The following is a 26,870-nucleotide window of genomic DNA, read 5'->3' as shown; positions in this document are numbered from 1 at the left end:
AATGTTAAAGGCAGCAAATGTAGAAATAGTAGGAAGTGAAAAGATCGGATCAGGGCTAGTATCTGTGATCATTAAGGGTGATGTTGGTGCTGTAAAAGCAGCAACAGAAGTAGGAGCAGAAGCGGCAGGACGCGTAGGAGAAGTAGTAGCAGTACATGTCATTCCACGTCCGCACAGTGACATTTCTAAACTGTTGCCAGAGTTTAAATCATAAAGGGCTGGTTCAGCATGAAGGATGATCAGAAGTCAGCGTTATATCTTGCGATTACTGAAGCAGTGATGGAAGAAATTAACGCGAATAAAATTGAAGTAATACAGCATGCTTCTCCATCACAAGTACCTGTTAGTGTTTCTGCACGGCATGTTCATTTAGAAGAAAGACATGCTGATATACTTTTTGGGAAAGGTTATAAGTTCCAAAAGCATCGAGATATTTCTCAGCCCGGACAATATGCTTGTGTCGAACAAGTGACGATTGTTGGTCCGAAGTCTTCGATTGAGCGTGTGCGGATTGTTGCCCCTCTTAGAAGGCAAACTCAAGTGGAAGTATCTCGAACAGATGCAATAAAACTAGGGATTAATCCACCTGTAAGGCACTCTGGTGATATAGCTGGTTCTGCACCAATAACAATCATTGGACCGAAAGGCCGTATTGATATACAAGAAGGGTGTATTGTTGCAGATCGACATATTCATATGTCTCCAGATGATGCCAAAGCTTTTGGTGTGGTCAATCATCAAAAGGTTAAAGTTAAAGTAGAGGGAGAAAAAGCTGGTATCATGGGAAATGTTACTGTCCGAGTTAGTGACAGATATGCATTAGATATGCATATAGATACCGATGATGCGAATGCTTTTGCAATCAAGGGTACGGAATACTTAACGTTAATCAAGTAATGCCTATCCAACTTTTGGAGGTATAATGAATGGTAATTGGTAAAGTAATTAATCGTGTAATATCAACCCGGAAGTATGATTCTATACAAGGCTATAAGTTACTAGTCATTGAGCCAATTAACGGTGAAAATAAAGAATGGTTTGTAGCTGCAGATACAATTGGTGCAGGAGAAGGTGAACTCGTGTTAGTTAGTTTTGGTAGCGTAGTTCAACATGCATTACGTCAACATGCACCGATTGATGCAGTTGTGGTAGGTATTGTTGATCAAGCACCAGATGGTCTATAAGAACAGCAACCATATATGAATAGGAGACCTGTGTCATGAAACTTATCGTTATCGGTGGGATTGCTGCTGGAATGTCAGCAGCATCTAAGCTGAGAAGAGTCGATCAAAATGCTGAAATAACTGTTTATGAAAAGGGAGAATATGTTTCCTATGGAGCGTGTGGTCTTCCTTACTACGTGTCAGGTGAAAATGATGACCATACTAAGATGATTGCTAGAACAAGGCAGCAATTCGAGCAACAAGGGATCGATGTGCATATTCTTCATGAAGTAGTAAAAGTTTCTCCAGAAAGAAAACAAGTCATGGTTAAAAATCTTCACACTGGTCAGATGTTTCTGGATCATTATGATAAATTGTTAATTGCTACAGGGACTTCGGCAATTGTTCCACCGTTTGATGGCTTGCAATTGGAGAACATTCATGTATTAAAAACGATGGAAGATGGCCTTTCTTTAAAAGAAAAAGCACATCAACCAGATATTCGGAATGTAGTCATTGTTGGTGGTGGTTATATTGGGATGGAGCTAGCCGAGGCAATGCATAATTTAGGAAAAAATGTTCGCATTGTAGAGCAGGCAGAAAGAATCTTAATGCCCTTTGATCGGGAAATAACTGATATTGTGACAAAGCATTTACAGGAACATAATGTAGCATTACATGTCAATGAAAGAGTTGAAGCATTTAGGGGGAAGAAGGTAGTACAAGATGTGGTAACAAGTAAAGGAACTTATAAAGCGGATCTGGTGATTTTATCGATTGGTGTTAGGCCAGCGACTAAATTTTTAGATGGAACTGGTATTCAATTATCCAAGAATGGCGCAATAGTGATCGATCGGGAAATGAGAACGAACCTTGATGACATATACGCAGCAGGGGACTGTGCAGAGGTCTATCACTATGTGAAGCAGGAGAATACCTACCTTCCTTTAGGTACAAATGCCAATAAATGCGGACGTATTGCTGGGGAAAATATAGCAGGTGCACACCGTAAATATATTGGCACTTTGGGAAGTGCAGCTGTCAAAATCATTGATATGGAGTTAGCTCGAACTGGTTTATCTGAACATGAAGCAGCTAGTTTAGCGATTGAATATACAACAGAATTTATTAAGGCGGCAAATCACCCAGGCTACTATCCCGGTCAAACACCACTTTGGATTAAAATTATTTGTGAGAAAAGGACGCGAAGAATTCTCGGTGCCCAAGCAATCGGACAAGCAGGTGCTGTGCTTCGAGTTGACATGTTTGCGATTGCTATCCAAAATAACATGCCAGCAGATGAATTAGGTATGACAGATTTATGTTATGCCCCACCTTTTGCAGGAGTTTGGGATGCAGTAAATATCGCAAGTAATGCAGTAAAATAGGTTAACGGAGGTGAAGTATATGACGAAACAAACAACATTACAAGCAGCAGTTGCTGAAGTTAACGACTATGCGATTTTAGCATTAGGTGGTAATGTGTTACATCGTGCTCCCATGGCGTTCGTAAGAGAATTAGCTCGTCAGAGAAAAGCGCACCTCCGTTTAGTGAAAACAGCTGGTGCACATGATATTGACCTGTTATGTGCTGTTGGTGCAGTAGACGTGGTTGACGCAGGATTTGTCAGCTATGAAACTATATATGGCTTACCACCTCATTATCGTAAAGCAGTACAATCCGGTAAGGTAAAGACAAATGAACATGCGTGCTATACCGTTATCAGTGCGCTTAGAGCAGCATCAACCAATGTTCCGTTTATGCCAGTCAATGGCTTAAAGTTCGGTGACCTGATTGAACGCAATGATTATTTTGTCGTAGTAGAAGATCCTTTTTCTGGGAAGCCTGTTACGTTAGTTCGTGCGATTGTGCCGGATGTAGCTGTTATCCATGTTCAAGAATGTGATGAAGAAGGAAATGCAATTATTCTTGGACCTAAATTTGAAGATATTCTCATGTCAAGAGCAGCAAAAAAAGTAATTATTACAACAGAACATATTGTTTCACAATACAAGATCAAGCAGCAGCGTCAGAACATCGACATTCCAGGATTTCTAGTCGATTCGGTTATTCATGTACCAAAAGGAGCACATCCTACCTCATGTTATCAGAAATACGACATTGATAGTAAAGCATTAAAAAAGTTCTTATCCCTAAGAGAAAAGCATGAAGTTGAAAAATTCATTGATGATTATCAGCATCTGGATTATCGATCGGGAGGGAGGAGAACAGGATGGTAAACGATTATCGAATCAGCGATCTGATGACATGTGTATTAGCAGATTTACTTCAAGACGGGGAGACAGTTTTTCATGGGGTTTCCTCCCATATGCCAATGGTAGCTATGCATCTGGCTAGGCAACTACATGCACCAAAACTTGTTCATTTAAATATACCAGGTGGTGTGAATCCAAGTTCTATAAAAAAGGCTTCTTACTCTTCAGCTGGTGCCGATCTGGCAGAAGCAGGCGAAGCTTATTTTGGTTTAGATGAAATATTTGATCTTTCCATGCGTGGAAAATTGGATGTTGCTTTTTTAAGTGGTGTTCAATTTGATAGGCACGGGAATATCAATGCTTCGGTAATCGGAGATTATGACAAACCAAAAGTAAGATTACCTGGAGGAGCAGGAAGTGCCGTTTTAATACCAACAGCCAAAAAGGCGGTTATTTGGAGAACTAAGCATGACCCACGTACATTTGTCGAGCAAGTAGATTTTGTAACAACGAGAGGTAACCTTTGGAAAATTGTTACGCCGTTGTGTGTGTTTGTTTTTCGAAATAGTCAATTGGAATTGGAGACCATCCACCCTCATACAACGATTGAAGAAGTTGAGAAACAGACTGGTTTCCCGCTTGTATATGACAAAGTACGTTATACTAAGTCACCTACTAAGGAGCAGTTACACACTTTACAACGAATTGATCCTGCTGATTATCGTTCTGTTGAATTTTAATTGTCAGAATTTATCGAAAACTGATTGATTTTATTGGGATTGTTCATTATAATCACTTTGTTATGAGAAAAAAATGATAAATATCATAATGGTTCTAAAAAAGGGGGACAAGAAAGATGAAACAGAGTTTTTGGTTACTAATTATAACAGTAGTATTATCGTTATCCCTTGTTGCATGTGGTTCAGAAGAAAGCTCTGGTACTACTAGCTCTCAGGAGAATGAAGAAAGTCCAAAAAGTGTAGCTGTAGTATTAACAGATCAAATTGGGGTGAACCCATTCTTCCAGCAAATAGCAGACGGTGCGGAACAAGCAGCAGAGGAAACAGGATTAGAATTGAATGTAATTGAGTCTTCTGATCCGACAGAAACAAAGCAAAATCTAGAAGTAGCGGTTGCTGATGGATATGATCTTATTTTAACAGCAACATTTGATGCAGTGGATCCGTTGACAGAAGTTGCGCAAGCAAACCCAGAGAGAGACTTCGCTATTATCGATGCTGTCGTAGATTTGCCAAATGTAAAAAGTACTGAATTTAGAGAGTATGAAGCTAGTTATCTATTAGGAGCAACAGCGGGCCTTTCAACTGATACAAACACAGTAGGAATAATTCCAGCGCAAGATATTGCTTTATTAGATAAATATATCGTAGGTTTTCAAGAAGGTGTAGCAGCGGTAAATGAAGAAGCAGAAGTACTAGTAAACTATGTTGGTAGTTTTGAGGATCCTGCTAAAGCAAAGGAAATTGCTTTACAACAACATGCTAATGGGGCTGACTTTATTGCAGCAGCTGCAGCAGTAAGTGACCTAGGTGTATTTGAAGCAGCTGCAGAGGCTGGTTTCTATACATCAGGACAAGATATCGATAGAACAGTCGAAAATCCAGAGCATGTTGTGTTATCCCAATTGAAGAATACCGATGTAGTAGCATATGATTTTGTAAAACAATATGGCGAGGGAGATTTTACAACAGGTATCCAATCATTTGGTCTTGCTGAAGATGGAGTAGGTCTGACATTTGTAACAGCAGAATCCGAATCACCTTTACATGACTTCATTGGACAAGAAACAATTGATGAAGTTATCGGAATAAAAGACCAAATTATTTCAGGTGAGATTGAAGTGACAAATCCGCTTGAGCAATAAGGTGATAGGAGGCTGGGACATAACTAAATAGGTAGAACGATAATCCGAACAATCTGAACGAAGCGTAGGCAAAATACTCAAGACTCCTGTGGGTCGGCTAACTACGGTCACGTCTTGTGGCCAACGTCGACACTTGATCGTCCAAATCTTCGAAACTCACACGAGTCGAAGATCCACTGTGTGGAGTGTTTTTCTTCACACAATTAGCTAAAGGTCGCCCACGGAAAGCCGAAGTGTTTTGCCGAAGCTGTATGTGTACGCAGACTTTAGTGTTCGGATTTTTCCTATCTGATTACTCTTTTGTCTCACCTCTATTCTTTTTCAAAAGATTAGTTATTCGAAAGAGGGTGAGGATTTGTTAGAACTCCGTGGTATTACAAAGAAATATGGTGAGTTTATCGCTAATCACCAAATTAATTTTTCACTGGAAAAAGAGGAAATACATGCGATTGTCGGGGAAAATGGTGCAGGAAAAACGACTTTAATGCGAATGCTGTATGGCATGGAGGAGCCTACTTGTGGTGAGATATTTGTGCATGGTAAAAGACAAACTATTGCAAGTCCAAATGACGCAATTGCATTAGGAATTGGTATGGTACATCAACATTTTATGCTTTTTCCTCCATTTACAATTGCAGAGAATGTTGTATTTCATCATGAACCAAGAAAGAGTTGGCGATATGATCGCCAAAAAGCTGTAGAAGAGGTCGATCAGTTAGCAAAGAAATTTGGCATGCAAATTAATCCTGCACAAAAAATAGCTGATGCTCCTGTCGGGATTCAACAACGTGTAGAAATTTTGAAAGTTTTGTATCAAGGGGCAGATATTATCATTTTAGATGAGCCTACCGCTGTTTTAACACCATTAGAAGTAAAAGATTTATTAAATAGTTTACGAGAATTAGTGAAAATGGGCAAGAGTATTATCTTGATTACACACAAATTAAAGGAAGTGATGGATGTTGCAGATCGTGTAACTGTATTACGCGATGGAAGAGTAACGGGAACATTGAAAAAAGAAGAAACAGATACAGAAGAGTTGTCGCGATTAATGGTTGGTAGAGAGTTAAAGAAAAAAGCATTACCTGAAAGAACCATTGGTAACGCGGTATTGGATGTGCAAAATCTTCATGTTAGAGAGTCAGAGGATAAATCTTTGTTAACTGACATCTCTTTTAAGGTTCATCAGAGTGAGATAGTAGGAATTGCAGGTGTATCCGGAAATGGACAATCCGAATTAATACAAGCCATAAGTGGACTTCTGAAGATTTCTGAGGGCTCGATTCGTTTGAATGGTCAAGAAATGGCAAATCGTTCAGTAAGAGATATCAGAGAGGCAGGACTTTCTCATATACCAGAGGATCGTTATTTATGGGGAGCCGCTAAGACTGCTAGTTTAGTAGATAATATGATCATGACGGATTTCCGGAAGAAACCTTTCCAGCATAAGGGAGTTTTAAACCTAGGACATATTCGGACGTATGTTGCGAATAGTTTAAAGCGATTCAATGTAAAGGCATCCTCTATTGACATGAGTGCACAATACTTATCTGGAGGGAATCTGCAAAAGTTGATAGCCGCACGAGAAATTCAAAAAGGTGCACCTTTTTTATTGGCAGCTGAACCAACTAGAGGTGTTGATATTGGTGCGATGGAATTTATTCATGAACAAATAATGGATAAACGTAATAATGGTGATGCAGTATTACTTATTTCTTCTGAATTATCCGAAATATTAACACTAGCCGATCGTGTCTTCGTTATGTTTGAAGGCAAAATAGTAGGAGAATTCAACAGAGAAAACGTAAGTGAAGAGAAGCTAAGCTTACTGATGGCAGGTGGAACATATGAATAAGATAAAAATGCATATGTCCGGTATTATGCAGCCACTATTCGCAATTTTTGTCGGACTAGCAGTTGGAACGATTGCCATTATCTTAGCTGGCGAATCGATCATTACAACGTATCATGAAATGTGGAAAGGAGCATTCGGTAGTCTTTACTTTTTATCCAACACACTGGAACGGGCAATTCCGATTATATTAGCAGGTTTAGGGGTAGCATTTGCTTTCCGTGCTGGTTTTTTTAATTTAGGTGCAGAAGGCCAGCTTGTAATGGGAGCAGTTACAACTGCAATTGTTACTGTCTATCTGCCGTTTCAAGGTTTTCTTAACATGGTGATAGCAATTGGAGCCGGTATGCTAGTAGCTGGGTTATTATCTTTTTTTGCGGGATGGATGGAGCAAAGATTTCATATTAATCTCTTAATTTCTACTTTATTGCTCAACTATATTGCAGTCCTTTTTGCAGGATACTTAGTTAGTGAGCCTTTCCGGGATACTTCCAGTGCTGGTGGGGTTCCACAGTCTGTTATGGTAGAGGAATCAAGTCGATTACCTAAATTATTCGAAGGAATGAACGTTCATTATGGCTTTGTTGTCGCGATTCTGTTAACGATTTTACTTGCGTTTGTGATAAAGCGTACCACATTTGGTTATGAAGTAAGAATGCTAGGTCAAAACGTTTTCTTTGCTCAATACGGCGGTATTAACCGTAAAAAAGTAATGTTTATTAGTATGCTTATCAGCGGAATGTTGGCAGGGCTTGGTGGAAGTGTAGAAGTGATGGGGATGCATTATCGTTTTATCGAAGGTGCATTAACAACACCACAGTTTGCCTGGACGGGATTAATGGCAGCATTATTAGCCAATTCGAATCCAATCGGTACATCGATAATAGCTATTTTCCTAGCGGCCTTAGATACAGGGTCACTAGGAGTGGAACGAAATACAGATGTCCCTAACGCGATTTCTGATATTATTCAAGCTGTTTTAATATTATTTATTTCTGCTAAGTTTACTTTTGCGTTTGTTAAATCAAAAAAGAAAGAGGGGAAGAAATAGATGGAGAATTTATTTGATTTGTCATTAATCAATTCGACTATTCGAATGATGGCCCCTCTTTTATTAGCTGGCTTAGGTGGAGCGATTTGTGCTAGGGTTGGAATTTTTAATGTTGGACTTGATGGATTAATGCTAATGGCGGCATTTATCGGAGTAGCAGCTAATGTGTTTACCAATAATATTTGGATTTCTTTATTGATTGCCATTATTGGTACGGTGTTATTTTCTTTATTGTTTGGTTACATGGTCATTCATTTACAAGCAAATATGATTGTTACCGGTATAGCGCTTAACTTTCTTGCGATAGGCGTGACCACCTTTGCACTTAGAACCATATTTGATGTGCAAGGTGCCTATTACAATAATGAAATGAGCGGATTACCTACTTGGAGAATTCCAGTTATAGAGGATATTCCTGTTGTAGGAAATCTACTTTCAGGTCAGACACCTGTCGTTTATATTGGCTTTGCTGCAACGATTGGCATGTATATCTTTTTAAAGAAAAGTATTTTAGGTTCTCATTACGATGCCGTAGGTATTAACCCGATAGCAGCCAAAAGTCAAGGCATCAAAATTAAAACTATTCAATATCAAGCTATTATTATTTCGGGTATTTTATGTGCGTTGGCAGGAGTTCAGTTATCACTTGGCCAAGTGACAATGTTTAGTGAGAATATGACAGGTGGTCGCGGCTTCATTGCATTGGTAGCAACGATGTTAGGTCAGTCTAATCCAATCGGTGTATTCTTATCAAGTGGTTTATTTGGATTTACGGAGGCTATTAGTATTCGATTACAAGGTTTAAATATTCCAACCAACTTTACTTTAATGCTCCCATATGTCATTACTATTTTAGCAATGTTCGTTTTTAAAGACAGAAGCCAACTGAGTGATTTAAAGAATAGTCAAAGTAGTTTAAGATAATTACAGGAGGGATCACAGTGAAAAAAGCAGATCGATTAAAAAAAGCTAAAGTACCACCTCGCAATGAGAAATACGGAGACCGCTTACCACCTGGTCAGACATTAACTAAAAAATTTCCGATACTTCATGAAGGAGAAGTACCCGAGTATGATATCAAAAAGTGGTCATTAAGAGTATTTGGCGAGGTAGAGGAAGAAAGAGTATTTAGTTATGATGAACTGATGAAATTACCACAAACAACAATCGTTCGTGATATTCATTGTGTAACGAGATGGTCTAAATTTGATAATAATTTCACTGGTGTTAAGTTTACTGACTTTTTAAAAGAAATTGGTGTAAAAAAGAACGCAAAACATGTAATGGTGTACGGTGATTATGACTATGAAAGTAATATGCCGCTAGAGGATTTATTAAAAGATGATATTTTAATTGCTCATAGCTATGAAGGCCAGCCATTGACTCCGCAACATGGTTTTCCATTTCGCTTAATTGTACCGCATTTATATTTCTGGAAAAGTGTAAAATGGATCCGTGGAATCGAATTTATGGAAGAAGATCGAGAAGGATTCTGGGAGCGGAATGATTTTCATAACTATGGAGATCCGTTTAAAGAACAACGTTTTTCTGTTGAAGATGCTTATATGCCAGAAGATGAATGGCAAAAGAAGGAGTATGATTGATGTATTTACCTAATTTAAAAGTAGAATCCGATCAATTACCCAAAAAAGCAATTGTGTGTGGTGACCCTGATCGTGCTGCTTTAATTGCTGCATCATTAGATAACCACCAGCTTTTAAGCAAGAATCGTGAGTATTATACGTATGTTGGGTATTATAAAAAACAATATATTGCTGTTGTTAGCCATGGAGTAGGCTCATCAGGAGCAGCTGTTTGTTTTGAACAATTGATTCAAGGTGGCGTAGAAGAACTGATCAGAGTTGGTACTGCAGGCTCTTATCAACAACAAGTAGAACCGGGTAGTCTGGTTATTAGTACAGCTGCAGTAAGAACAGATGGTTTGACCAGTCAGATTGTGCCATCGGGCTTCCCTGCAGTAGCGGATTTATCGGTTACCAACAATCTATTAGCAGTAGCAGAAAAAATAAATTTCCCTACGTTTTCTGGTATTACATTAACATTGGATGTTTTTTATCAAGGGGTTACCCCATTTCCACATCAGCAATATCAAGCAGCAGGAGTAGTAGCTGTCGAAATGGAAATTGCTGCTTTGTACACGATTGCTAGTATTCGTGATGTAAAAGCAGGAGCTATTGTTGCTATTGATGGATATGCTGATGCTGATTTATCAAAAGACTATAATCCTCACACTGATCAGATGAAAAATGCAATGGATAAAGCAGTGGAAATAGCTTTGTTAGCTTTAACAAACTAACAGGTAAAAAACATAAAAGTATAGATAATTTTTATCCCCGATGTCAGCGGATAGTAAGTTTCTTGTAAAAGAACCTCGAAAAACTGCGAAGTGCCTTTCTTCCATTCTTGTGTAAGAGTGGAAGAAAGATATCACTTGTTCGCTGAATTATCATGAAATAGACAGTTTTTCTACCATACGCCTGTTTTTACTGATAAGGCATTTTTAAAGTCTTCGATCAGGTCTTCTGTATTTTCAATCCCGACAGATAAACGGAAAAGACGTTCACTTATCCCTCTAGCTTCTCTTTCCTTCATCGGCATTGCCGCATGTGACATTGTAGCTGGATGAGATAAAATCGATTCAACGGCACCCAAGCTTACGGCAAACACAGGAATCGATAATTGATCGACGAAGTGGTGGGGATCGACACTATCTTTTAACAGAAAAGATAATACAGCTCCTGGACTGGTAGATTGCTTGGCATGTATCGGTGCACCAGGATGGTGATCCAAGCCTGGATAATAGACATGTTCAATTTCATCATGAGAATGGAAAAATTCTGCTAGCATCCTTGCTGATGACACACTTTTGGAAAATCTCGGCTCTAATGTTTTCATTCCTTGTATTAATTGATAACAATCTTTTGCACCTAGAATAGCACCAAACGTGTTTTGGACGAATTTCAGTTTAGCAGCAAGCTCCTCATTCTTTGTAACGGCTAACCCTGCAACAATATCGCTATGTCCTGATAAAAATTTAGTAGCACTGTGCAACACGATGTCAACACCGAGATCTAATGGCTGTTGATGCAATGGAGTCATAAATGTATTATCTAAATAAGTTAAACAATTATACTCTCTTGCTAGCTGAACAACTTTATTAATATCGGTAATTTGTAATAAAGGATTTGCCGGAGTTTCTATGTAAATCACTTTGGTATTTGGTTGAATAGCTTTTTCTATTTCTTCAGGATTTGTCATATCCACAAACGTATGTCCAATCGAGAATTGCGTTAATAATTGGGTAACGAATCGAAACGTACCACCATAGACATCCTTCGAAATGATAATATGATCTCCTGCCTCTAACAGCATAAAAGCAGAGGATATTGCTGCCATCCCTGATGAGAATGCAAATCCATCTGTTCCGTTTTCTAATTTGGCGATAATAGTTTCTAATTGATCACGTGTCGGATTACCTGACCGACTATAATCATAATCACCCAATTTATTAAAGTGTTGTTGGTGATAAGTAGAGGATACGTAAATGGGTGGATTCACAGCTCCGGTATGTTTTTCATGAAAGCCTTGTTGATTGCCACCATGTGAAAGTGTTGTTTCTTTTGACTGTTTCATTTTATTCTCCCCCTAATGCTTGTGTTATGTCGCGTTTTAAATCATCTACATTCTCAATTCCAACAGAAAAACGTAGCAATGTATCACTAATTCCACGTTTGTTCCGCTCTTCCTCCGGAATATCAGCATGCGTTTGTGTAGTTGGATAAGTGATAAAACTCTCTACTCCTCCAAGACTTTCGGCAAACGAAATTACTTGCAACTGTTCCAAAAAGGGAGAAATTAAAGTATTATTTACTACACGAAAACTGATCATCGCACCTTTTCCAGGATAAAGAACTTCGTCTACCTGTGGTAATTCTTTTAAAAAAACGGCTAACTGTTGAGCATTTTGCTGCTGTTGTGCTAAACGAAGTGACAATGTTTTCATACCTCTTATTAAGAGCATCGAATCCATGGGTGATAATACAGCCCCTATGGCATTATGAAGATAGGTTAATTGATCACCTAAGTTTGCATCTTTTACAATGACAAGGCCTGCCAGTACATCATTATGTCCTCCTAGATATTTGGTAGCAGAATGAATGACAATATCTGCACCTTGTGTTAAAGGCTGCTGTAAATATGGTGTGTAAAAAGTATTGTCCACGATTAGCAGCAGCTGATGTTTTTTGGCAAGTGTGGCTAAATTCTCAATATTTATTTCCATTAATAGTGGATTAGTTGGAGTTTCGATGAAAATAGCCTTTGTATTTTCGTTTATATGTTGTTCCATTTCTTTTGGATTGGCATATACTGGTTTAATGTTATAAGACGCTTGAAAATGCTGAAATAATCGATAGCTTCCTCCATAAATGTCTTCGGATACGATAATTTCGTCGCCTTGTTTGAATAAGGAGAAAACTAACTGAATGGCAGCCATCCCTGATGAGCATGCAAATCCTTTTACACCTCTTTCTAAAGTTGCAATTGCCTCTTCGACAATTTCACGCGTCGGATTTGCAGTTCGAGTATAATCGTAACCAGTTGATTGTCCGAGTGAAGTGTGTTGGTACGCTGTTGAGAAATAAATGGGTGCTTCTACTGCACCAGTACGCTGATCTTTACGGTTTCCTATTTGTGCAAGGATCGTTTCAATATTTTTCATTTAGCAACATCCTTTCGTAAAAAGCATAGAGTGCCTCAGTTGAAACATAGTAAGGTATAAGGCTACCATTTTATCAATTTGCAAAGCTAAATAGGGAAGCCATCTAGTTTCGGCACTCAGAGCTCGGAGATTTCTGTTTATCTTTTTTTCTAATGAAAAAGAGGCCTTCGATAAGTAGAAGACCCCTTTGATTAAGGTTGCATTCTCTTATCTTCGGTAATGTACCTTCTGGATTTAGCACCATACAATGCATATTGCTGGTTGCTGAGGTGTCATCGGGCCAGTCCCTAAACCTCTCTTGATAAGATATTTAATTTATATGGAAATTTAATACAATCATCATATAATAAAAAGGAAATAATTACAAGGTTAAATGTTAAAAAATAATTATTTGGAATCTATTGACAATTATGCAGGAATGACTTATATTATGTACAACATTAAAATTTGGAAAAAAATGAAAATATAATATTGTCTTATCAAGAGAGAAGGAGGGACCTGGCCCTGTGAATTCTCAGCAACAGGCTGAAAAGTACTGTGCTACATCCAGCAGGTTTTTCTTGGCAGATAAGAGGCAAACTCCTACTTCATCGTCAAGTAGGAGTTTTCTGTGTTTATATAAATAAGAAATACTGGCCAGGAATATGTAACTTCGAGTGCAGTCGCAAACTTCCATGCGAGTGTCTGCATTTTTATTACATTAATCCGAGTTTTCCTATTGGTATATAAGTAATGGAGTGATAGGATTATAGAGGAGAAAGTTGGGATCTGAATGTTAGTTATCGTTGCTATTTTAGCTGCTTGTCTCTTTGCATTTAACATTGGTGCAAGTGGATCAGCAGCTAGCATGAGTATTACGTATGGTACTAAAGTAATCAGGCGACGTAAGTATGCCTTGATTATTGCTGGATTAGGTGCACTTACTGGTGCAGTCCTTGGTGGACAACATGTTACCAATACTTTAGGGAAAGGTATTATCGCTGAGGAAATCTTTGACATTAAGGTTGCCTGTATTATTTTATTAGTTTCGGGTGTTACATTATTAGTCACTAACTATATCGGAATTCCTTTGTCTACTAGTGAAGTCACCGTGGGCGCAATAATTGGAGTAGGATTAAGTTATCAACAATTACATGTCCATAATATATTGATAATAGTCTCTTTTTGGCTCATTGTACCTATTGCAGCCTTTATGATTACCCTAATATTTGAAAAAGCACGCAAAGCACTTTTACGAAAGGTTAGCTATCGACCTCCTTTAAAACTGTTAACATTATTATTATTATTAACTGGTATACTTGAAGCTATAGCAGCTGGTATGAACAACGTCGCAAATGCTTTAGGTCCATTAGTTGGTGCAGATATCCTTTCGATGGAATGGGGATTACCATTAATGGCTCTAGTGGTAGCTGCCGGTAGTATTTTCTTTGGTGGGCGTGTGTTAGAAACGAATGCAAAAAAAATTACATCACTTTCTTTAGGTAATGGTATTGTGATTTCTGGTGCTACTGGGGGATTGGTGCTAGGGGCTTCGTTATTAGGAATACCGATACCAATGACACAAGTTACAACGTCAGCGATAGTCGGGATTAATGCAAGCAACCAGTTAAAAAATGTCTGGAAACAAAAAATAATACACCAAATAGCGAAAGTATGGGTTACATCACCTATTGTATCATTAGTTATTGCATTTGCACTGACAGAGGTAATGGTAAAACAAAAATATGATCAAGTTGTATTATTAACATTAACTATTTTAGCCACTTATATATTAGTGGGATTACGAGAAAAACCAGCAAAAGCGATTACAGAAAAAGGATGGGATCAACATGGGGAAAGTGTATTTAGTGGGAGCAGGACCAGGAGATGAAGAATTAATAACAGTGAAAGGACTACGGGCAATACAAGAAGCAGATGTCATCCTGTACGACAGATTAGTGAATCCATCTTTACTGGATAATGTCAAAGAAGGAGCTGAATTGATCTTCTGTGGCAAACAACCTCGAAAGCATGGAGTGATTCAAGAGAAGATTAATGATCAACTTGTATATTATGCACAAGAAGGGAAGGTTGTAACACGATTAAAGGGTGGAGATCCATTTATTTTCGGTAGAGGTGGGGAAGAAGCGCTGCATCTTGAACAGAACAAGATAGCGTACGAAGTGGTACCAGGCATCACCTCTGGAATAAGTGCTGCCGCCTATGCAGGGATCCCGCTTACGCACCGTCATGTGAGTGGATCGGTAAGTTTCATTAATGGATCTAATCCAGAAACTAAAACTGATGAACAATGGCGTCATATTGCCAACGGAGCGGATACGTTATGTTTTTATATGGGAATCAAGAAGTTTCCGGTTATTTGCGAAAAGTTAAGGAAGGCGGGATTAAGTGAAACAACTCCAGTATCTATCATCCATTGGGGCACACTCCCACACCAAAAAACAATTGTTGCTGACTTAGAAACAATTACAGATAGGTTACATGAAATCAGCAATCCTTCTTTAATCGTCATTGGAGAAGTTGTTCGTCTTCAGAAGCAGATTAATTGGTATAAGGAGTCAACTGAAGCTTTGACCTAAAGAAAAAATGACTAGTTATAAAACTAGTCATTTTTAATGGCCTTCATTAATTGTACTTGATCTTTTTCCCAGTCCCATTGAGGATTGATCCAGTTTATAAATTGTTGAAGTTGTTTATCTGATAAATCCTTTTTACCATTAGAATTGTTAAGATAGGATTTCAGTTCCCATTCTCCACCTTTTTTGTTTTCAGGGGTTCTCCACTTGACAGTAAAAATATAGTCATTATCATTAATATCAGCATGAATTAATAAGATATCGTTGTGTAGAATAAAGTTACGAAGTTTCATATCAAAAGCACCTCCTTAATAATTATATCATATTATGAAAGGGTTTTCATATCGTGATTATCTTTGGACATTCATCTTTTTTTTATCGTTGAATATAAAGAGAATAAAGGAGGTATTAGTATGGCTGTAATAAAAGCAAATGATGCAGATGTTAGACTATTAGCTCGACTGATGAGAGCTGAAGCAGAAGGTGATGGACAGCTTGGTATGTTAATGGTTGGTAATGTAGGGGTTAACCGAGTGAGAGCACGTTGTTTAGATTTTAAAGATATTAATTCAATTAATCGAATGGTTTTTCAAAGTCCCGGAGGATTTGAAGCAACTCAAAAGGGATATTTTTATCAAAGAGCAAGGGAACAAGAAATACGATTAGCAAGAAGAGCAATCAATGGAGAACGTACTCATCCCGCTAGCAATGCATTATGGTTCTTTATGCCAGCAGGGAATTGTCCAGCACAATGGTTTGGTCAATGGAATGCAGGACGTTATCAAAGCCATTGCTTTTACAATCCATTAGAATCAGAATGTCCGGGTGTATTTCAGACTTTTTAATATGCAAGCTAAGTGACACATTTCATTCCCCATGACAGCGTACTAACATAAAGGCATCTAAGTGACCAGCTAAAGAGCAAGAACATTCTCGTTGCCTTTAGTAAATTCCATTTCTACTTTGTTTTATCAAGCGTTACTTTTGGAAAAAAACATAAAATAACAAATGTTAAGGTTCCAATCACAAATAATCCAGTATAAACAGTATGCAAGGCATAGGTTAGGCCATCCTGCATTGATGCTAATGTTTCAGGAGCAATTGATTCGCGCATTCCTTCATCCAGTAACATGTCTGTACTAGTTGGTTCTAAATCTTCTCCTTTTTGCTGGTAGTAATGATTTAATTGCATATTTAATATGCCACCAAGAAGTGCTGCACCCACTGCACTTCCAATAATCCGCATAAACATATTAAGTGATGTTGCGACTCCCCGTTCACGCCAGGAGACAGTATTTTGGATCGAAACAATAAAAGTTGTTGAGGAAAGCCCCATCCCGATCCCCACTACGAATGAGCTGATTCCGGCATAGACTGGTCCCTTATCTGCATCTAATAGAAAGAATAAAAAAGTACCTAGTAATAATGCAAACCCTCCTGCAAAAGCTGTTGAACGAAATCCTATCCTTAAGACAAGATGTCCTGCAAGGGTGGCAGAAATTGGCCAGCCAATAGATAGAGTACTCAAAGTAAACCCTGCAACAATAGCGGATTCTCCCATAACTCCTTGGACATAGGTAGGCAAAAAGCTTGAAAGCCCAAGCGTGATCATCCCAGAAAGTAATGTTGCAACATTGGCAATGACAATTAATTTATTTTTCCATAACGATAGAGGCATCATTGGTGTGGAGGTCTTTTTTTCTTGCCATAGAAAGAGGATCATACAAACTAGGAAAGTGAGTAATAAACCAATGGCTTCAAAAGATATCCAACTCCAGTTTGTTCCAGCTTGAACAAAAACAATAATCAGACAGGAGATCGCAATAAAAAACAAACTTGATCCTAGATAATCTATGTGTTTCTTCTCTGTATTTACCTCTTCATGGAAAAACAGAATGACGCCTATTAGTCCGATTATGCCAATCGGTATATTCATCCAAAAAATCCAAGCCCAATCGATAAATTGAACAATAATTCCTCCAAGTAAAGGGCCGATAACAGATGAGATCCCCCATACACTAGCTAAGTAACCTTGGACTTTTGCTCTTTCTTTTACGGTATACAAATCACCTACAATGGTTGTAACAATCGGTTGGATTGCACCTGCTCCAAGTCCCTGTATCAGACGAAATACGATTAGTGCTCCCATAGTTGGTGCAAGCCCACAAAAAATTGACCCAACTAAAAAGATAATAACCCCAATAATAAATATTGGTTTTCTACCAAAGAGGTCAGCTAGTTTTCCATATATCATCGTTGTTACTGCTTGCATTAATAAAAAACTTGAAAATACCCAGCTATACAAGGAAAAACCGCCCAAATCGGCTACAATATTAGGCATGGCAGTCGCAACAATGGTTCCTTCAACTGCTGCCATAAACATAGAAAGTACAAGGGAAGCAAGTACGAGAGGGCGCTTTGTCATTTTATTTGGCATAAGTGACCGTCCTTTGCTCTAATCTTATTCCATTGTATCAGAAATTAACAACCATGTAAGAAAAAGCAAATGACAATCTATTGTGGTAAAATAAAGAAAGCGATAACAATTTAGGAGGGGAAGGTTATGTTAAAGAATCGACTAGATGATTTATTAAAGGACTTTATTAATAATGGGCCAGCAGGAGTAGCGCTATCAGTAGTGAAAGAAAATCAATCAATCTATGAAAATTATATGGGTTATGCAGATTTAGATAAGCAAAAATTTATAAATGACAATACGATTTATCGTATCTATTCCATGTCAAAGGTTGTAACTTGTGTAGCAGGATTACAACTACTTGAGCGTGGAAAGATTTTGCTAACTGATCCTTTGTCAGGTTATTTGCCAGAATTTAAGGACATGCAAGTTTTAGAAAATAGGCAACTTGTTAATGCGAAACGAGAAATTACCATTAAAGATTTGTTCACGATGACTTCTGGCTTGACATATGGTGGTGAACAGACGGAAGTAGAAAGATTAACAAGGCAAGTAATGGCAGAGGTCCGAGATCAAGAACAATCCGGTAACATATCAAAACTTCGATTGTTGTCAAAAAAATTAAGTGAAAATCCATTAGAGTTTCATCCTGGTACTCATTGGAAATATGGACTTAGTCACGATGTACTAGGAGCACTGATTGAAGAAGTTAGTGGCAAGTCATTTGGTGAGTACTTAGCTGAACATATATTTCAACCGCTAGGTATGCAAGATACTTTTTTTAAGGTTCCTGTAGCTAAGAAACATCGGCTAGCAACATTATATGATCGTCAAGAAACGGGTGAATTAGTAAGGAATAAAAGATTAGATAGTAGTGCTGAACCGATTGCAGCTTTTGAAAGTGGTGGTGCTGGCCTACATTCAACATTGTCAGACTACCAAAAATTTGCCCATTGCTTAGCATTAGGTGGCACAATGGATAATATTTCGATCATAAGCAAGCATACGATTCAATTAATGGCGCAAAATCATTTGCCAGAGGAGTTACTTCCAGAGTTGGGTTGGAATTATGAAAATGGGTATGGTTACGGCTTAGGTGTTAGAGTCATGATCGACCAGACAAAAGGCGGAAGTAACAGTTCGATAGGAGAATTTGGTTGGTCAGGTTTAGCGGGTACATATGTATTAATCGACCCGGTAGAACAACTATCAGCTGTTTATATGCAACAAATGTTACCAAACTTTGAGTTTTATCATCAGCCAAGAATTCGAAATGTCGTATATGGAGCAATCAATGTAGGAGGGACTTTATGGCATTAATAAAATGTGATTTTTTCTCTGAGGTATTAACAGTAAGTACATCTATGACAGTGATTTTACCTGAAGAAACATCGTCACAAATTGGGCTGAAAAATAACCGTTCAGAAGGAAAATTTCCGGTTTTGTATTTGTTGCATGGTTTTAGTGATGATCATACTATTTGGACAAGACGCACATCCATTGAAAGGTATGCTGCTGAATATGGAATTGCGGTCATCATGCCACAAGTTGATCATAGTTTTTACGCAGATATGCAGTATGGAAAAAATTATTGGACTTTTATTTCAGAGGAATTGCCTAGAATTGCTCGTTCCTTTTTTCCATTATCCTCAAATAGAAGAGATAATTTTGTAGCAGGATTATCTATAGGAGGCTATGGCGCTTTTAAATGGGCTCTACGCAAGCCTGAACAATTTGCTGCAGCTGCCAGTTTATCAGGTGTACTAGATATTGCTACACATGCTGAAAAAACTCGTGAAGAAGGAGATCCCGTCGCAAATGCACTTTACCATGTTTATGGGGAACAAGATTTGCATGGTTCAGAGGATGATTTGTTTGCTTTAGTTGAGAAATTGCTAACTAGTGGAAAAGAATTGCCACAATTATTCCAGGCATGTGGTACGGAAGATTTCTTATGGGAGGATAATCAGAAGTTTTATCAATTTGCTGAAAAGAACAGCCTCCCTCTAGTACACACCTTTTCAGCAGGAACACATGAGTGGGGATACTGGGATGAAAAGATCAAGGAAGTGCTAGCATGGTTACCGATTAAGAAGTAAACATGGTAGATAATCAACAAATCCCTTGGTGGAGAACCTGAATTTGTTTGATAACCTGGGATAATCAACAAATCTTATAGCTAAACGAAAAGATTTGTTTAAAAATAGCAAAATTCCTACATGAAAAATACTCCACATCATTCAGTAAGTGAAAGGTGTGGAGTATAATCACTAACTATTCACAATTTCAGATACGATTTGATAAGAGTTTTTCCGTTCTTCATGATCGTATATTTGTGAATTTATTATTACTTCATCAGCTGCAGTTTCTTCGATAAACGCCGCTAATTTTTCTCTTACTGCATCTTTATCACCAATAATCGTTGTTTTGCTATTGACGTTTTTTTCAACGGACGCTTTTTCATAGACCGACCACACTTGGTCAATATCATCAATCGGAGGCATTAGTTGAGAAGGTTCTCCTCGCACCATTGACAAAAATTGCTGTTGCTGAGAAGTAGCTAACCATTTTGCTTTTTCTGTCGTCTCTGCTGCATAGATATTGACACCGACCATTGCATGTGGCTTCTCTAAGTTGGCTGACGGGCGAAAGCGATCTCGATATAATCGTAATGCTGGCATAGTATAATCCGGTGAAAAGTGGCTTGCAAATGCAAAAGGTAAGCCTTTTTCTGCTGCAAGGCGAGCACTGAAATCACTTGATCCAAGTAGCCATATTGGTACATTTGCATCTTTTCCAGGAACTGCTTTTACTCTTGCTGTACCTGTAAAATAAGATTCCAATTCTTCTACTTGACTAGGAAAATCTTCTGGACTACTGTTTAGAGTTCGTCTTAAAGCAAAAGCAGTTGCTTGATCACTACCTGGTGCACGACCTAATCCTAAATCTATTCTGCCTGGATGTAATGCTTCTAATGTACCAAACTGCTCTGCAATAACTAATGGAGCATGATTTGGAAGCATAATTCCTCCGGCTCCTACCCGTATTTTTTCTGTGTGACTGGCAATATGGTTGATAACGATTGAAGTAGCGGAACTGGCAATTCCAGGCATATTATGGTGTTCTGCTAACCAGTAGCGATGAAATCCTAATTTTTCTACATGCTGTGCTAAGTCGGCGCTATTTTTAAAGGATAACGAAGGATCGTATCCATGTAACACAGGCGCTAAATCTAAAATGGAAAATTTAACATTGGCATATATATTTCCCATGGAATCACTCCTTGTTTTACTTAAACATGTAAAGAATGATACGCTTAAACATAGGAAAGGTCTACTAATTTGCTTAAGGGAGTAAATGTTTATGCAGTTGAAACGTGTATATGATGAAGTAAGAGAAGAAGATGGTTTCCGCATTCTTGTGGATCGTATTTGGCCACGAGGCGTTTCAAAAGAAAGGGCACAGGTAGATGTCTGGCTAAAAGAAATTGGCCCTTCTCCAAAGTTAAGAAAATGGTTTAATCACGATCCAATTAAATTTGAGCAATTTAAGCAACTATATGTACAAGAAATAGAACACGATTTAGAAAAAAAGCAAGCGTTAGATCAATTACGTACTTATTACGAAAAGTATGAGCATCACATTACTTTAGTATTTGCTGCTAAAGAGCAATGTTACAATCATGTTGTTGTCTTAAAAGAGTTAATTTCCTAAAAAAGCTGACGCATTCCAATAAAATGGATAAAAAAACGCTTATGCTATATAGCATAAGCGTTTTTACAGTTAAGCGCTAAATTAGTTTTTAACTACGTTAGCTGCTTGTGGTCCACGGTTACCTTCTTCGATATCGAAAGTTACGCTTTGACCTTCTTCAAGTGTTTTAAAGCCTTCGCCTTGGATAGCAGAGAAGTGTACGAATACATCGTCTTGTCCTTCTACTTCGATAAATCCAAAACCTTTGTCTGCGTTAAACCATTTTACTGTACCTTGTACCATATTTCTTTTCCTCCTAGTGTGAACCGTTCACACAATTGTATTACTATTCTTGCTCTTGCCTCAAAACGAAAACTTTACGTTACGATACTTGAAGGTGTCATCGAACAAAATAGCTAATGCAATTATAGCAAGATAAAAATCAAAATGCAAGTCAATGTTCAAAAAAAATTCATATTCATGTTTTTACTATATTTTATTGCTGAAAACCTTGATTATAATAAGATCAAATGAACTTGTTATTGTGAAGGATATTTAGTATGATGTAGTGATGGAAAAAAAGAGCGATTATGGAAATGAGGGATTCTGATGAAAAGCTCCGTTTATTCATTAACATTTAATCAATTGCAACAATGGTTAGTAGAGCATGGTCAAAAGAAATTTCGAGCTAAACAAATTTGGGATTGGCTATACAAAAAAAGAGTCAATACATTTCAAGAAATGTATAATTTAAATAAGGATTGCCAGCTATTACTAGAAGAGAATTTTCATTTAGGGACACTTAAGCAGGAAATTAAGCAGGAATCAAAGGATGGGACAATTAAATTTCTATTTAAATTAGCGGATGGGAATTTAATTGAAACGGTTCTAATGAAATTTCCTTATGGCTATTCCGTATGCGTAACAACACAAGTTGGTTGTAACATTGGTTGTTCGTTTTGTGCGAGTGGTTTATTAACGAAGAACCGTGATTTATCTTCAGGTGAAATCGTTGAGCAAATTATGAAGGTTCAAAAACACCTGGATACTAAAGGTAAAGAAGAGCGCGTTAGTCATATTGTTGTAATGGGTATTGGTGAGCCTTTTGACAACTATGATAATACAATGGATTTTTTAAGGATTGTAAACGACCAAAATGGACTTTCGATTGGAGCGCGTCACATTACTGTCTCAACGAGTGGGTTGGCAAAGCGAATTTATGATTTTGCTAATGAGAATTTACAAGTAAACCTAGCACTCTCATTACATGCACCTAATAATGAGCTGCGGACAAAGATCATGAAAATTAATAAAGCTTTTCCATTGGAAAAATTAATGCCGGCAATAGATTATTATTTAGAAAAAACCAATCGCAGAATTACATTTGAATATATCTTGTTAAGAGACGTAAATGATCATAAAAAAGAAGCAGAGCAGTTAGTAACATTATTAAAAGACAAACGGCATTTATCTTATGTGAATTTAATACCGTACAATCCTGTTGATGAGCATAACCAATATGACAGAAGTGAGAAAAAAGCGATTTTAGACTTCTATCAAGTGTTATTAGAAAATGGTATCAATTGTGGTGTCCGAGTAGAACATGGCACAGATATTGATGCCGCTTGTGGACAGCTAAGAAGTAAACAAATAAAAAAAGACAAAAAACAAAAAGCGTAAAGAAGCTATACAAAACAAATTGTGGGGAAGGAGGGATCCGAACAACTATGAATGTTCGGATTTTTCCTTGTTGACAACGGTTTTGTCCCACCCTTTTTTTTCAACATCTAAAGTCTGTGAAGTAACTTTATTTCCATTCCTTCTTATAAATACTCTACTCTTCGACAACCACCATCTACAAATGTATTAAGAATCGGGTTGCTAAGAAGGTTATAAGAAGGTTAGGGGCTATTATTGGCAATCTAGACACACCTTGACAAAATTCAGACATTTCATTAAACTATCAGAAAGTAAAACAGATTATGTACAGCAGATCATATAAATGACGATGAAGAGGAATAGTAGTAATAGGATCAGGCTAAGAGAGATGGCGGTCGGTGCAAGTCATCCCTAACCCTGTTACGAACTCGCCTCAGATGTTACAAAAGTGAACAAGGATAGTAGCTTTTGTCGTTGTCCGCGTTAAGGACATTAAGTGAGTGTTGAAGGTATATATAATCTTAACACTAATGTTGGGTGGTACCGCGGGAATCTCTCTCGTCCCATTATGGGATAGGAGGGATTTTTTTGCATTTAAGAACATATGTTTGCTGTTTGTATAATGGTTTGAAGGAGGAAGTAAGATATGTCATTTGATCATAAGAAAATTGAAGAAAAATGGCGGAATTATTGGATTGAAAATAAAACTTTCGCAACGAATACGGGGTCTAATAAGGATAAATTTTATGCATTAGATATGTTTCCTTATCCATCGGGTGCAGGTTTACACGTTGGACACCCCGAAGGTTACACAGCGACAGATATTTTATCAAGAATGAAACGAATGCAAGGATATGAAGTGTTACATCCAATTGGATGGGATGCCTTTGGACTTCCGGCAGAACAATATGCATTAGATACAGGAAATGATCCAGCTGATTTTACAGAGAAAAATATCAATACCTTCCGCAGGCAAATTCAAGAGTTGGGGTTCTCATATGACTGGGATCGCGAAGTAAATACAACTGACCCGAATTACTATAAATGGACCCAATGGATTTTCTTGAAATTATATGAAAAAGGATTGGCCTACATCGATGAAGTGCCAGTCAACTGGTGTCCAGCATTGGGTACTGTACTTGCTAATGAAGAAGTGGTTGATGGAAAAAGTGAGCGTGGTGGACATCCGGTTGAACGAAAACCGATGAAGCAATGGATGTTGAAGATTACTGCATACGCCGATCGCTTATTGGAAGATTTAGATGAATTGGATTGGCCAGAAAGTATTAAAGATATGCAACGTAACTGGATTGGTCGTTCAGAAGGTGCGGAGGTAACCTTTAATATTGACGGTCATGATGAATCATTTACCGTTTTTACAACAAGACCAGATACGTTATTTGGTGCTACTTATACGGTGTTGGCTCCAGAGCATCCGTTAGTGGAAACGATTGTATCAGCAGACCAAGAAGCAAGTGTGAAAGAATACTTAGATAATGTAAAGACTAAGAGTGACTTAGAGCGAACGGACCTGGCAAAAGACAAAACAGGAGTTTTTACTGGTGCCTATGCTATTAATCCTATTAATGGAAAGAAACTCCCTGTTTGGGTAGCTGACTATGTATTAATGACATATGGTTCTGGTGCAATTATGGCAGTGCCTGCCCATGATGAGCGTGATTATGAGTTTGCTAAAAAATTTAACCTTGAGATCATCCCCGTCGTAGAAGGTGGCAATGTAGATAAAGAAGCCTTTACAGGTGATGGACCACATATTAATTCTGATTTCTTAAATGGATTAAACAAAGAAGATGCTATCACTAAGGCGATTGAATGGTTAGAAGACAATAACGTAGGAAATCGTAAAGTAACTTACCGATTACGAGATTGGTTATTTAGTCGTCAACGTTATTGGGGTGAACCAATTCCAGTTATTCACTGGGAAGATGGTACGATGTCTGCTGTTCCTGAAGAGGAATTACCGTTAGTTCTACCAAAAACCGCTGAAATTAAACCATCTGGAACTGGAGAGTCTCCTCTTGCCAATATCGAGGATTGGGTAAATGTAACAGATCCTGTAACTGGGATGAAGGGACGTCGCGAGACCAATACAATGCCGCAATGGGCAGGAAGCTGCTGGTATTTCTTGCGCTATGTAGATCCACACAATCCAGAGAAGCTTGCTGATTTTGATACACTAAAAGAATGGTTGCCTGTTGACGTTTATATTGGTGGTGCGGAACATGCGGTATTACACTTATTATATGCTCGTTTCTGGCACAAATTTTTATATGATATTGGCGTGGTCCCTACGAAAGAACCATTCCAAAAACTGTTTAACCAAGGGATGATTCTTGGTGAAAACAATGAAAAAATGAGTAAATCAAAAGGAAATGTAGTCAACCCCGACGAGATTATTGAGACCCATGGTGCCGATACCTTAAGGCTATATGAAATGTTTATGGGTCCATTAGATGCTTCAGTTGCATGGAGTACGAATGGTTTAGATGGCGCAAGACGATTCTTGGATCGTGTCTGGAGATTATTTGTAACAGATGATCATCAAATATCGACCAAAATAACAGAAGCTGAACAGTCAGATGAATTGGAGAAAGTATATCACGAAACAGTAAAAGTAGTAACACAGAATTTTGAAGATTTACGTTTTAATACCGGTATTTCACAAATGATGGTATTTATTAATGAGGCATATAAAGTGGAGGAAATTCCGAGAGTGTATGTGGAAGGAATGGTGAAATTGTTATCACCTGTAGCTCCACACTTGACAGAGGAAATCTGGCAGTTGCTTGGGCATGAAAAAACATTAGCATATGAACAATGGCCGTCATATGATGAGTCTAAACTAGTGGAAAACGAAGTTGAGGTTGTTATTCAAATTATGGGCAAAGTTCGAGCGAAGATGATGGTGGATAAAAACGCCTCTAAGGAAGAAATCGAACAAAAAGCGCTAGAACACGAAGCAATTAAAGAACGAATTGAAGGAAAAACAATTCGAAAAGTAATTGTTGTACCTGGTAAACTAGTGAATATTGTAGCCAATTAAGTACGATAGTTTTTAGAAAAAATACAAAGAATAATTGCCCCCCCTCCTTTCTACTAATGGAAACAGGGGGGTTAATCATTACCAACTTAATAGGAAGACCTAACTAAAATATGTATTAAAATGATATGTATATTTTGATGTGATTTTTTAATAATAAAAAATGTGAGATAGTGTTGACTTTTTAGTGGATTATCTGTATCATAAGAAAAGTTGACTCGTTAAAAATGAGTTCAAAAGTTGTTGACAGGTAAATCACGGTTTGTTATAATTTATTTGTCGCTTCAAAAGACATTGATCTTTGAAAACTGAACAAAACAACCAGTATGATTTTAAACATGAAACAAGCTAGCTTATAGAAGCGAGCAAGATCAGATGTTACCGATTAAGAACGCGACATCCTGTCGCAACATCGGACATCAGCACATCCATGTGCAAGTCTTTTATTGAGAGTTTGATCTTGGCTCAGGACGAACGCTGGCGGCGTGCCTAATACATGCAAGTCGAGCGCGGGAAGCTAACAGATCTCTTCGGAGTGACGTTAGTGGAACGAGCG

26 protein-coding genes, 1 rRNA gene, 2 riboswitches and 1 other annotated feature are annotated in these 26,870 nt (G+C 37.9%); of the genes, 21 read left to right on the top strand and 6 right to left on the bottom strand.

Annotation, left to right across the window (positions count from 1 at the left end; genetic code table 11):
* The 12 genes from ACTNEP_RS19730 to ACTNEP_RS19675 form a co-directional block, all read left to right on the top strand.
* Positions 1–214: BMC domain-containing protein (locus ACTNEP_RS19730; protein ID WP_441163675.1), on the top strand; the 214-nt coding region annotated here is incomplete at its 5' end.
* 14 nt (positions 215–228) lie between these two features.
* Positions 229–897, top strand: a complete 669-nt coding sequence (locus ACTNEP_RS19725; RefSeq protein WP_441163674.1) for a phosphate propanoyltransferase — start codon at positions 229–231, stop codon at positions 895–897.
* 29 nt (positions 898–926) lie between these two features.
* Positions 927–1,184, top strand: a complete 258-nt coding sequence (locus ACTNEP_RS19720; RefSeq protein ID WP_441163673.1) for a EutN/CcmL family microcompartment protein — start codon at positions 927–929, stop codon at positions 1,182–1,184.
* 35 nt (positions 1,185–1,219) lie between these two features.
* Complete coding sequence (locus ACTNEP_RS19715) at positions 1,220–2,551, top strand: CoA-disulfide reductase (protein ID WP_441163672.1); 1,332 nt, start codon at positions 1,220–1,222, stop codon at positions 2,549–2,551.
* Positions 2,552–2,570: 19 nt separating this feature from the next.
* Positions 2,571–3,404, top strand: coding sequence for a CoA transferase subunit A (locus ACTNEP_RS19710; RefSeq protein ID WP_441163671.1), 834 nt, complete (start codon positions 2,571–2,573; stop codon positions 3,402–3,404).
* Positions 3,398–4,120, top strand: coding sequence for a CoA-transferase subunit beta (locus ACTNEP_RS19705; protein ID WP_441163670.1), 723 nt, complete (start codon positions 3,398–3,400; stop codon positions 4,118–4,120). The genes ACTNEP_RS19710 and ACTNEP_RS19705 overlap by 7 nt, the downstream gene beginning before the upstream one ends.
* A gap of 116 nt (positions 4,121–4,236) precedes the next feature.
* A complete protein-coding gene (locus tag ACTNEP_RS19700) occupies positions 4,237–5,265 on the top strand; it encodes a BMP family lipoprotein (protein WP_441163669.1) in 1,029 nt (342 codons plus the stop codon).
* Positions 5,266–5,620: 355 nt separating this feature from the next.
* Positions 5,621–7,120 carry an ABC transporter ATP-binding protein gene (locus ACTNEP_RS19695; protein ID WP_441163668.1) on the top strand — a complete coding sequence of 500 codons (1,500 nt, stop codon included), beginning with the start codon at positions 5,621–5,623 and terminating at the stop codon, positions 7,118–7,120.
* Entirely contained in the window at positions 7,113–8,168 is a 1,056-nt protein-coding gene (locus ACTNEP_RS19690) for an ABC transporter permease (protein ID WP_441163667.1), read from the top strand. Before ACTNEP_RS19695 ends, ACTNEP_RS19690 begins: the two co-directional genes overlap by 8 nt.
* Positions 8,169–9,092, top strand: coding sequence for an ABC transporter permease (locus ACTNEP_RS19685; protein ID WP_441163666.1), 924 nt, complete (start codon positions 8,169–8,171; stop codon positions 9,090–9,092).
* A gap of 17 nt (positions 9,093–9,109) precedes the next feature.
* A complete protein-coding gene (locus ACTNEP_RS19680; protein WP_441163665.1) occupies positions 9,110–9,772 on the top strand; it encodes a sulfite oxidase-like oxidoreductase in 663 nt (220 codons plus the stop codon).
* Entirely contained in the window at positions 9,772–10,485 is a 714-nt protein-coding gene (locus ACTNEP_RS19675) for a nucleoside phosphorylase (protein WP_441163664.1), read from the top strand. The genes ACTNEP_RS19680 and ACTNEP_RS19675 overlap by 1 nt, the downstream gene beginning before the upstream one ends.
* Before the next feature lie 170 nt (positions 10,486–10,655).
* Here the strand turns inward: ACTNEP_RS19675 and ACTNEP_RS19670 are convergent, their stop codons facing one another.
* Together ACTNEP_RS19670 and ACTNEP_RS19665 are read right to left on the bottom strand one after the other, a co-directional pair.
* Positions 10,656–11,822: an aminotransferase class V-fold PLP-dependent enzyme gene (locus ACTNEP_RS19670; protein WP_441163663.1), complete on the bottom strand. Its 1,167-nt coding sequence runs from the start codon at positions 11,820–11,822 to the stop codon at positions 10,656–10,658.
* Position 11,823: 1 nt separating this feature from the next.
* Positions 11,824–12,909 carry a methionine biosynthesis PLP-dependent protein gene (locus tag ACTNEP_RS19665; RefSeq protein ID WP_441163662.1) on the bottom strand — a complete coding sequence of 362 codons (1,086 nt, stop codon included), beginning with the start codon at positions 12,907–12,909 and terminating at the stop codon, positions 11,824–11,826.
* A gap of 204 nt (positions 12,910–13,113) precedes the next feature.
* Positions 13,114–13,217: riboswitch (SAM riboswitch) on the bottom strand.
* A 165-nt stretch (positions 13,218–13,382) separates the two neighbouring features.
* Positions 13,383–13,483, top strand: a riboswitch (SAM riboswitch).
* A gap of 198 nt (positions 13,484–13,681) precedes the next feature.
* Between ACTNEP_RS19665 and ACTNEP_RS19660 the strand changes: the two genes are divergently transcribed.
* Together ACTNEP_RS19660 and cobA are read left to right on the top strand one after the other, a co-directional pair.
* The gene (locus tag ACTNEP_RS19660; RefSeq protein ID WP_441163661.1) at positions 13,682–14,779 is read left to right on the top strand and encodes an anion permease; all 1,098 of its coding nucleotides are present in this window, start codon (positions 13,682–13,684) and stop codon (positions 14,777–14,779) included.
* Positions 14,739–15,488, top strand: coding sequence for a uroporphyrinogen-III C-methyltransferase (cobA, locus tag ACTNEP_RS19655; RefSeq protein WP_441163660.1), 750 nt, complete (start codon positions 14,739–14,741; stop codon positions 15,486–15,488). Before ACTNEP_RS19660 ends, cobA begins: the two co-directional genes overlap by 41 nt.
* 23 nt (positions 15,489–15,511) lie before the next feature.
* On the opposite strand, the gene ACTNEP_RS19650 is transcribed toward cobA, so the two are convergent.
* On the bottom strand, positions 15,512–15,778 hold the full coding sequence (locus ACTNEP_RS19650) for a hypothetical protein (RefSeq protein ID WP_441163659.1): 267 nt from the start codon (positions 15,776–15,778) through the stop codon (positions 15,512–15,514).
* Between the two features lie 120 nt (positions 15,779–15,898).
* Here ACTNEP_RS19650 and ACTNEP_RS19645 point away from each other — a divergent pair, with 120 nt between their 5' ends.
* The gene (locus ACTNEP_RS19645) at positions 15,899–16,330 is read left to right on the top strand and encodes a cell wall hydrolase (RefSeq protein WP_441163658.1); all 432 of its coding nucleotides are present in this window, start codon (positions 15,899–15,901) and stop codon (positions 16,328–16,330) included.
* Between the two features lie 113 nt (positions 16,331–16,443).
* Here the strand turns inward: ACTNEP_RS19645 and ACTNEP_RS19640 are convergent, their stop codons facing one another.
* Positions 16,444–17,922 (bottom strand): MDR family MFS transporter, encoded by a 1,479-nt coding sequence (locus ACTNEP_RS19640; RefSeq protein ID WP_441163657.1) that lies wholly within the window; start codon positions 17,920–17,922, stop codon positions 16,444–16,446.
* A 126-nt stretch (positions 17,923–18,048) separates the two neighbouring features.
* Here ACTNEP_RS19640 and ACTNEP_RS19635 point away from each other — a divergent pair, with 126 nt between their 5' ends.
* Both ACTNEP_RS19635 and ACTNEP_RS19630 read left to right on the top strand, forming a co-directional pair.
* Entirely contained in the window at positions 18,049–19,221 is a 1,173-nt protein-coding gene (locus ACTNEP_RS19635) for a serine hydrolase domain-containing protein (RefSeq protein WP_441163656.1), read from the top strand.
* Positions 19,212–20,000 carry an alpha/beta hydrolase gene (locus tag ACTNEP_RS19630; protein ID WP_441163655.1) on the top strand — a complete coding sequence of 263 codons (789 nt, stop codon included), beginning with the start codon at positions 19,212–19,214 and terminating at the stop codon, positions 19,998–20,000. The genes ACTNEP_RS19635 and ACTNEP_RS19630 overlap by 10 nt, the downstream gene beginning before the upstream one ends.
* A gap of 171 nt (positions 20,001–20,171) precedes the next feature.
* Here the strand turns inward: ACTNEP_RS19630 and ACTNEP_RS19625 are convergent, their stop codons facing one another.
* Positions 20,172–21,173 (bottom strand): LLM class flavin-dependent oxidoreductase, encoded by a 1,002-nt coding sequence (locus tag ACTNEP_RS19625; protein ID WP_441163654.1) that lies wholly within the window; start codon positions 21,171–21,173, stop codon positions 20,172–20,174.
* A 91-nt stretch (positions 21,174–21,264) separates the two neighbouring features.
* On the opposite strand from ACTNEP_RS19625, the gene ACTNEP_RS19620 reads away from it, so the two are divergent.
* On the top strand, positions 21,265–21,615 hold the full coding sequence (locus tag ACTNEP_RS19620; protein WP_441163653.1) for a DUF488 domain-containing protein: 351 nt from the start codon (positions 21,265–21,267) through the stop codon (positions 21,613–21,615).
* Positions 21,616–21,696: 81 nt separating this feature from the next.
* Here ACTNEP_RS19620 and ACTNEP_RS19615 read toward each other — a convergent pair whose 3' ends face one another.
* Entirely contained in the window at positions 21,697–21,897 is a 201-nt protein-coding gene (locus ACTNEP_RS19615) for a cold-shock protein (protein WP_018934369.1), read from the bottom strand.
* A 306-nt stretch (positions 21,898–22,203) separates the two neighbouring features.
* Here ACTNEP_RS19615 and rlmN point away from each other — a divergent pair, with 306 nt between their 5' ends.
* The 3 genes from rlmN to ACTNEP_RS19600 all read left to right on the top strand — a co-directional run.
* Positions 22,204–23,274 (top strand): 23S rRNA (adenine(2503)-C(2))-methyltransferase RlmN, encoded by a 1,071-nt coding sequence (gene rlmN / locus ACTNEP_RS19610; protein ID WP_441163652.1) that lies wholly within the window; start codon positions 22,204–22,206, stop codon positions 23,272–23,274.
* A 319-nt stretch (positions 23,275–23,593) separates the two neighbouring features.
* Positions 23,594–23,822: a binding site (T-box leader), on the top strand.
* Positions 23,823–23,899: 77 nt separating this feature from the next.
* Positions 23,900–26,317: a leucine--tRNA ligase gene (gene leuS / locus ACTNEP_RS19605; RefSeq protein ID WP_441163651.1), complete on the top strand. Its 2,418-nt coding sequence runs from the start codon at positions 23,900–23,902 to the stop codon at positions 26,315–26,317.
* A 439-nt stretch (positions 26,318–26,756) separates the two neighbouring features.
* Positions 26,757–26,870 (top strand): 16S ribosomal RNA (locus tag ACTNEP_RS19600); the annotation flags it as partial.

It is taken from the genome of Gracilibacillus sp. HCP3S3_G5_2, from assembly GCF_052063305.1.
Classification (GTDB): domain Bacteria; phylum Bacillota; class Bacilli; order Bacillales; family Amphibacillaceae; genus Gracilibacillus.
Note: the sequence above shows the minus strand (reverse complement) of the source record. Positions and strands in the feature narration are given on the sequence as shown.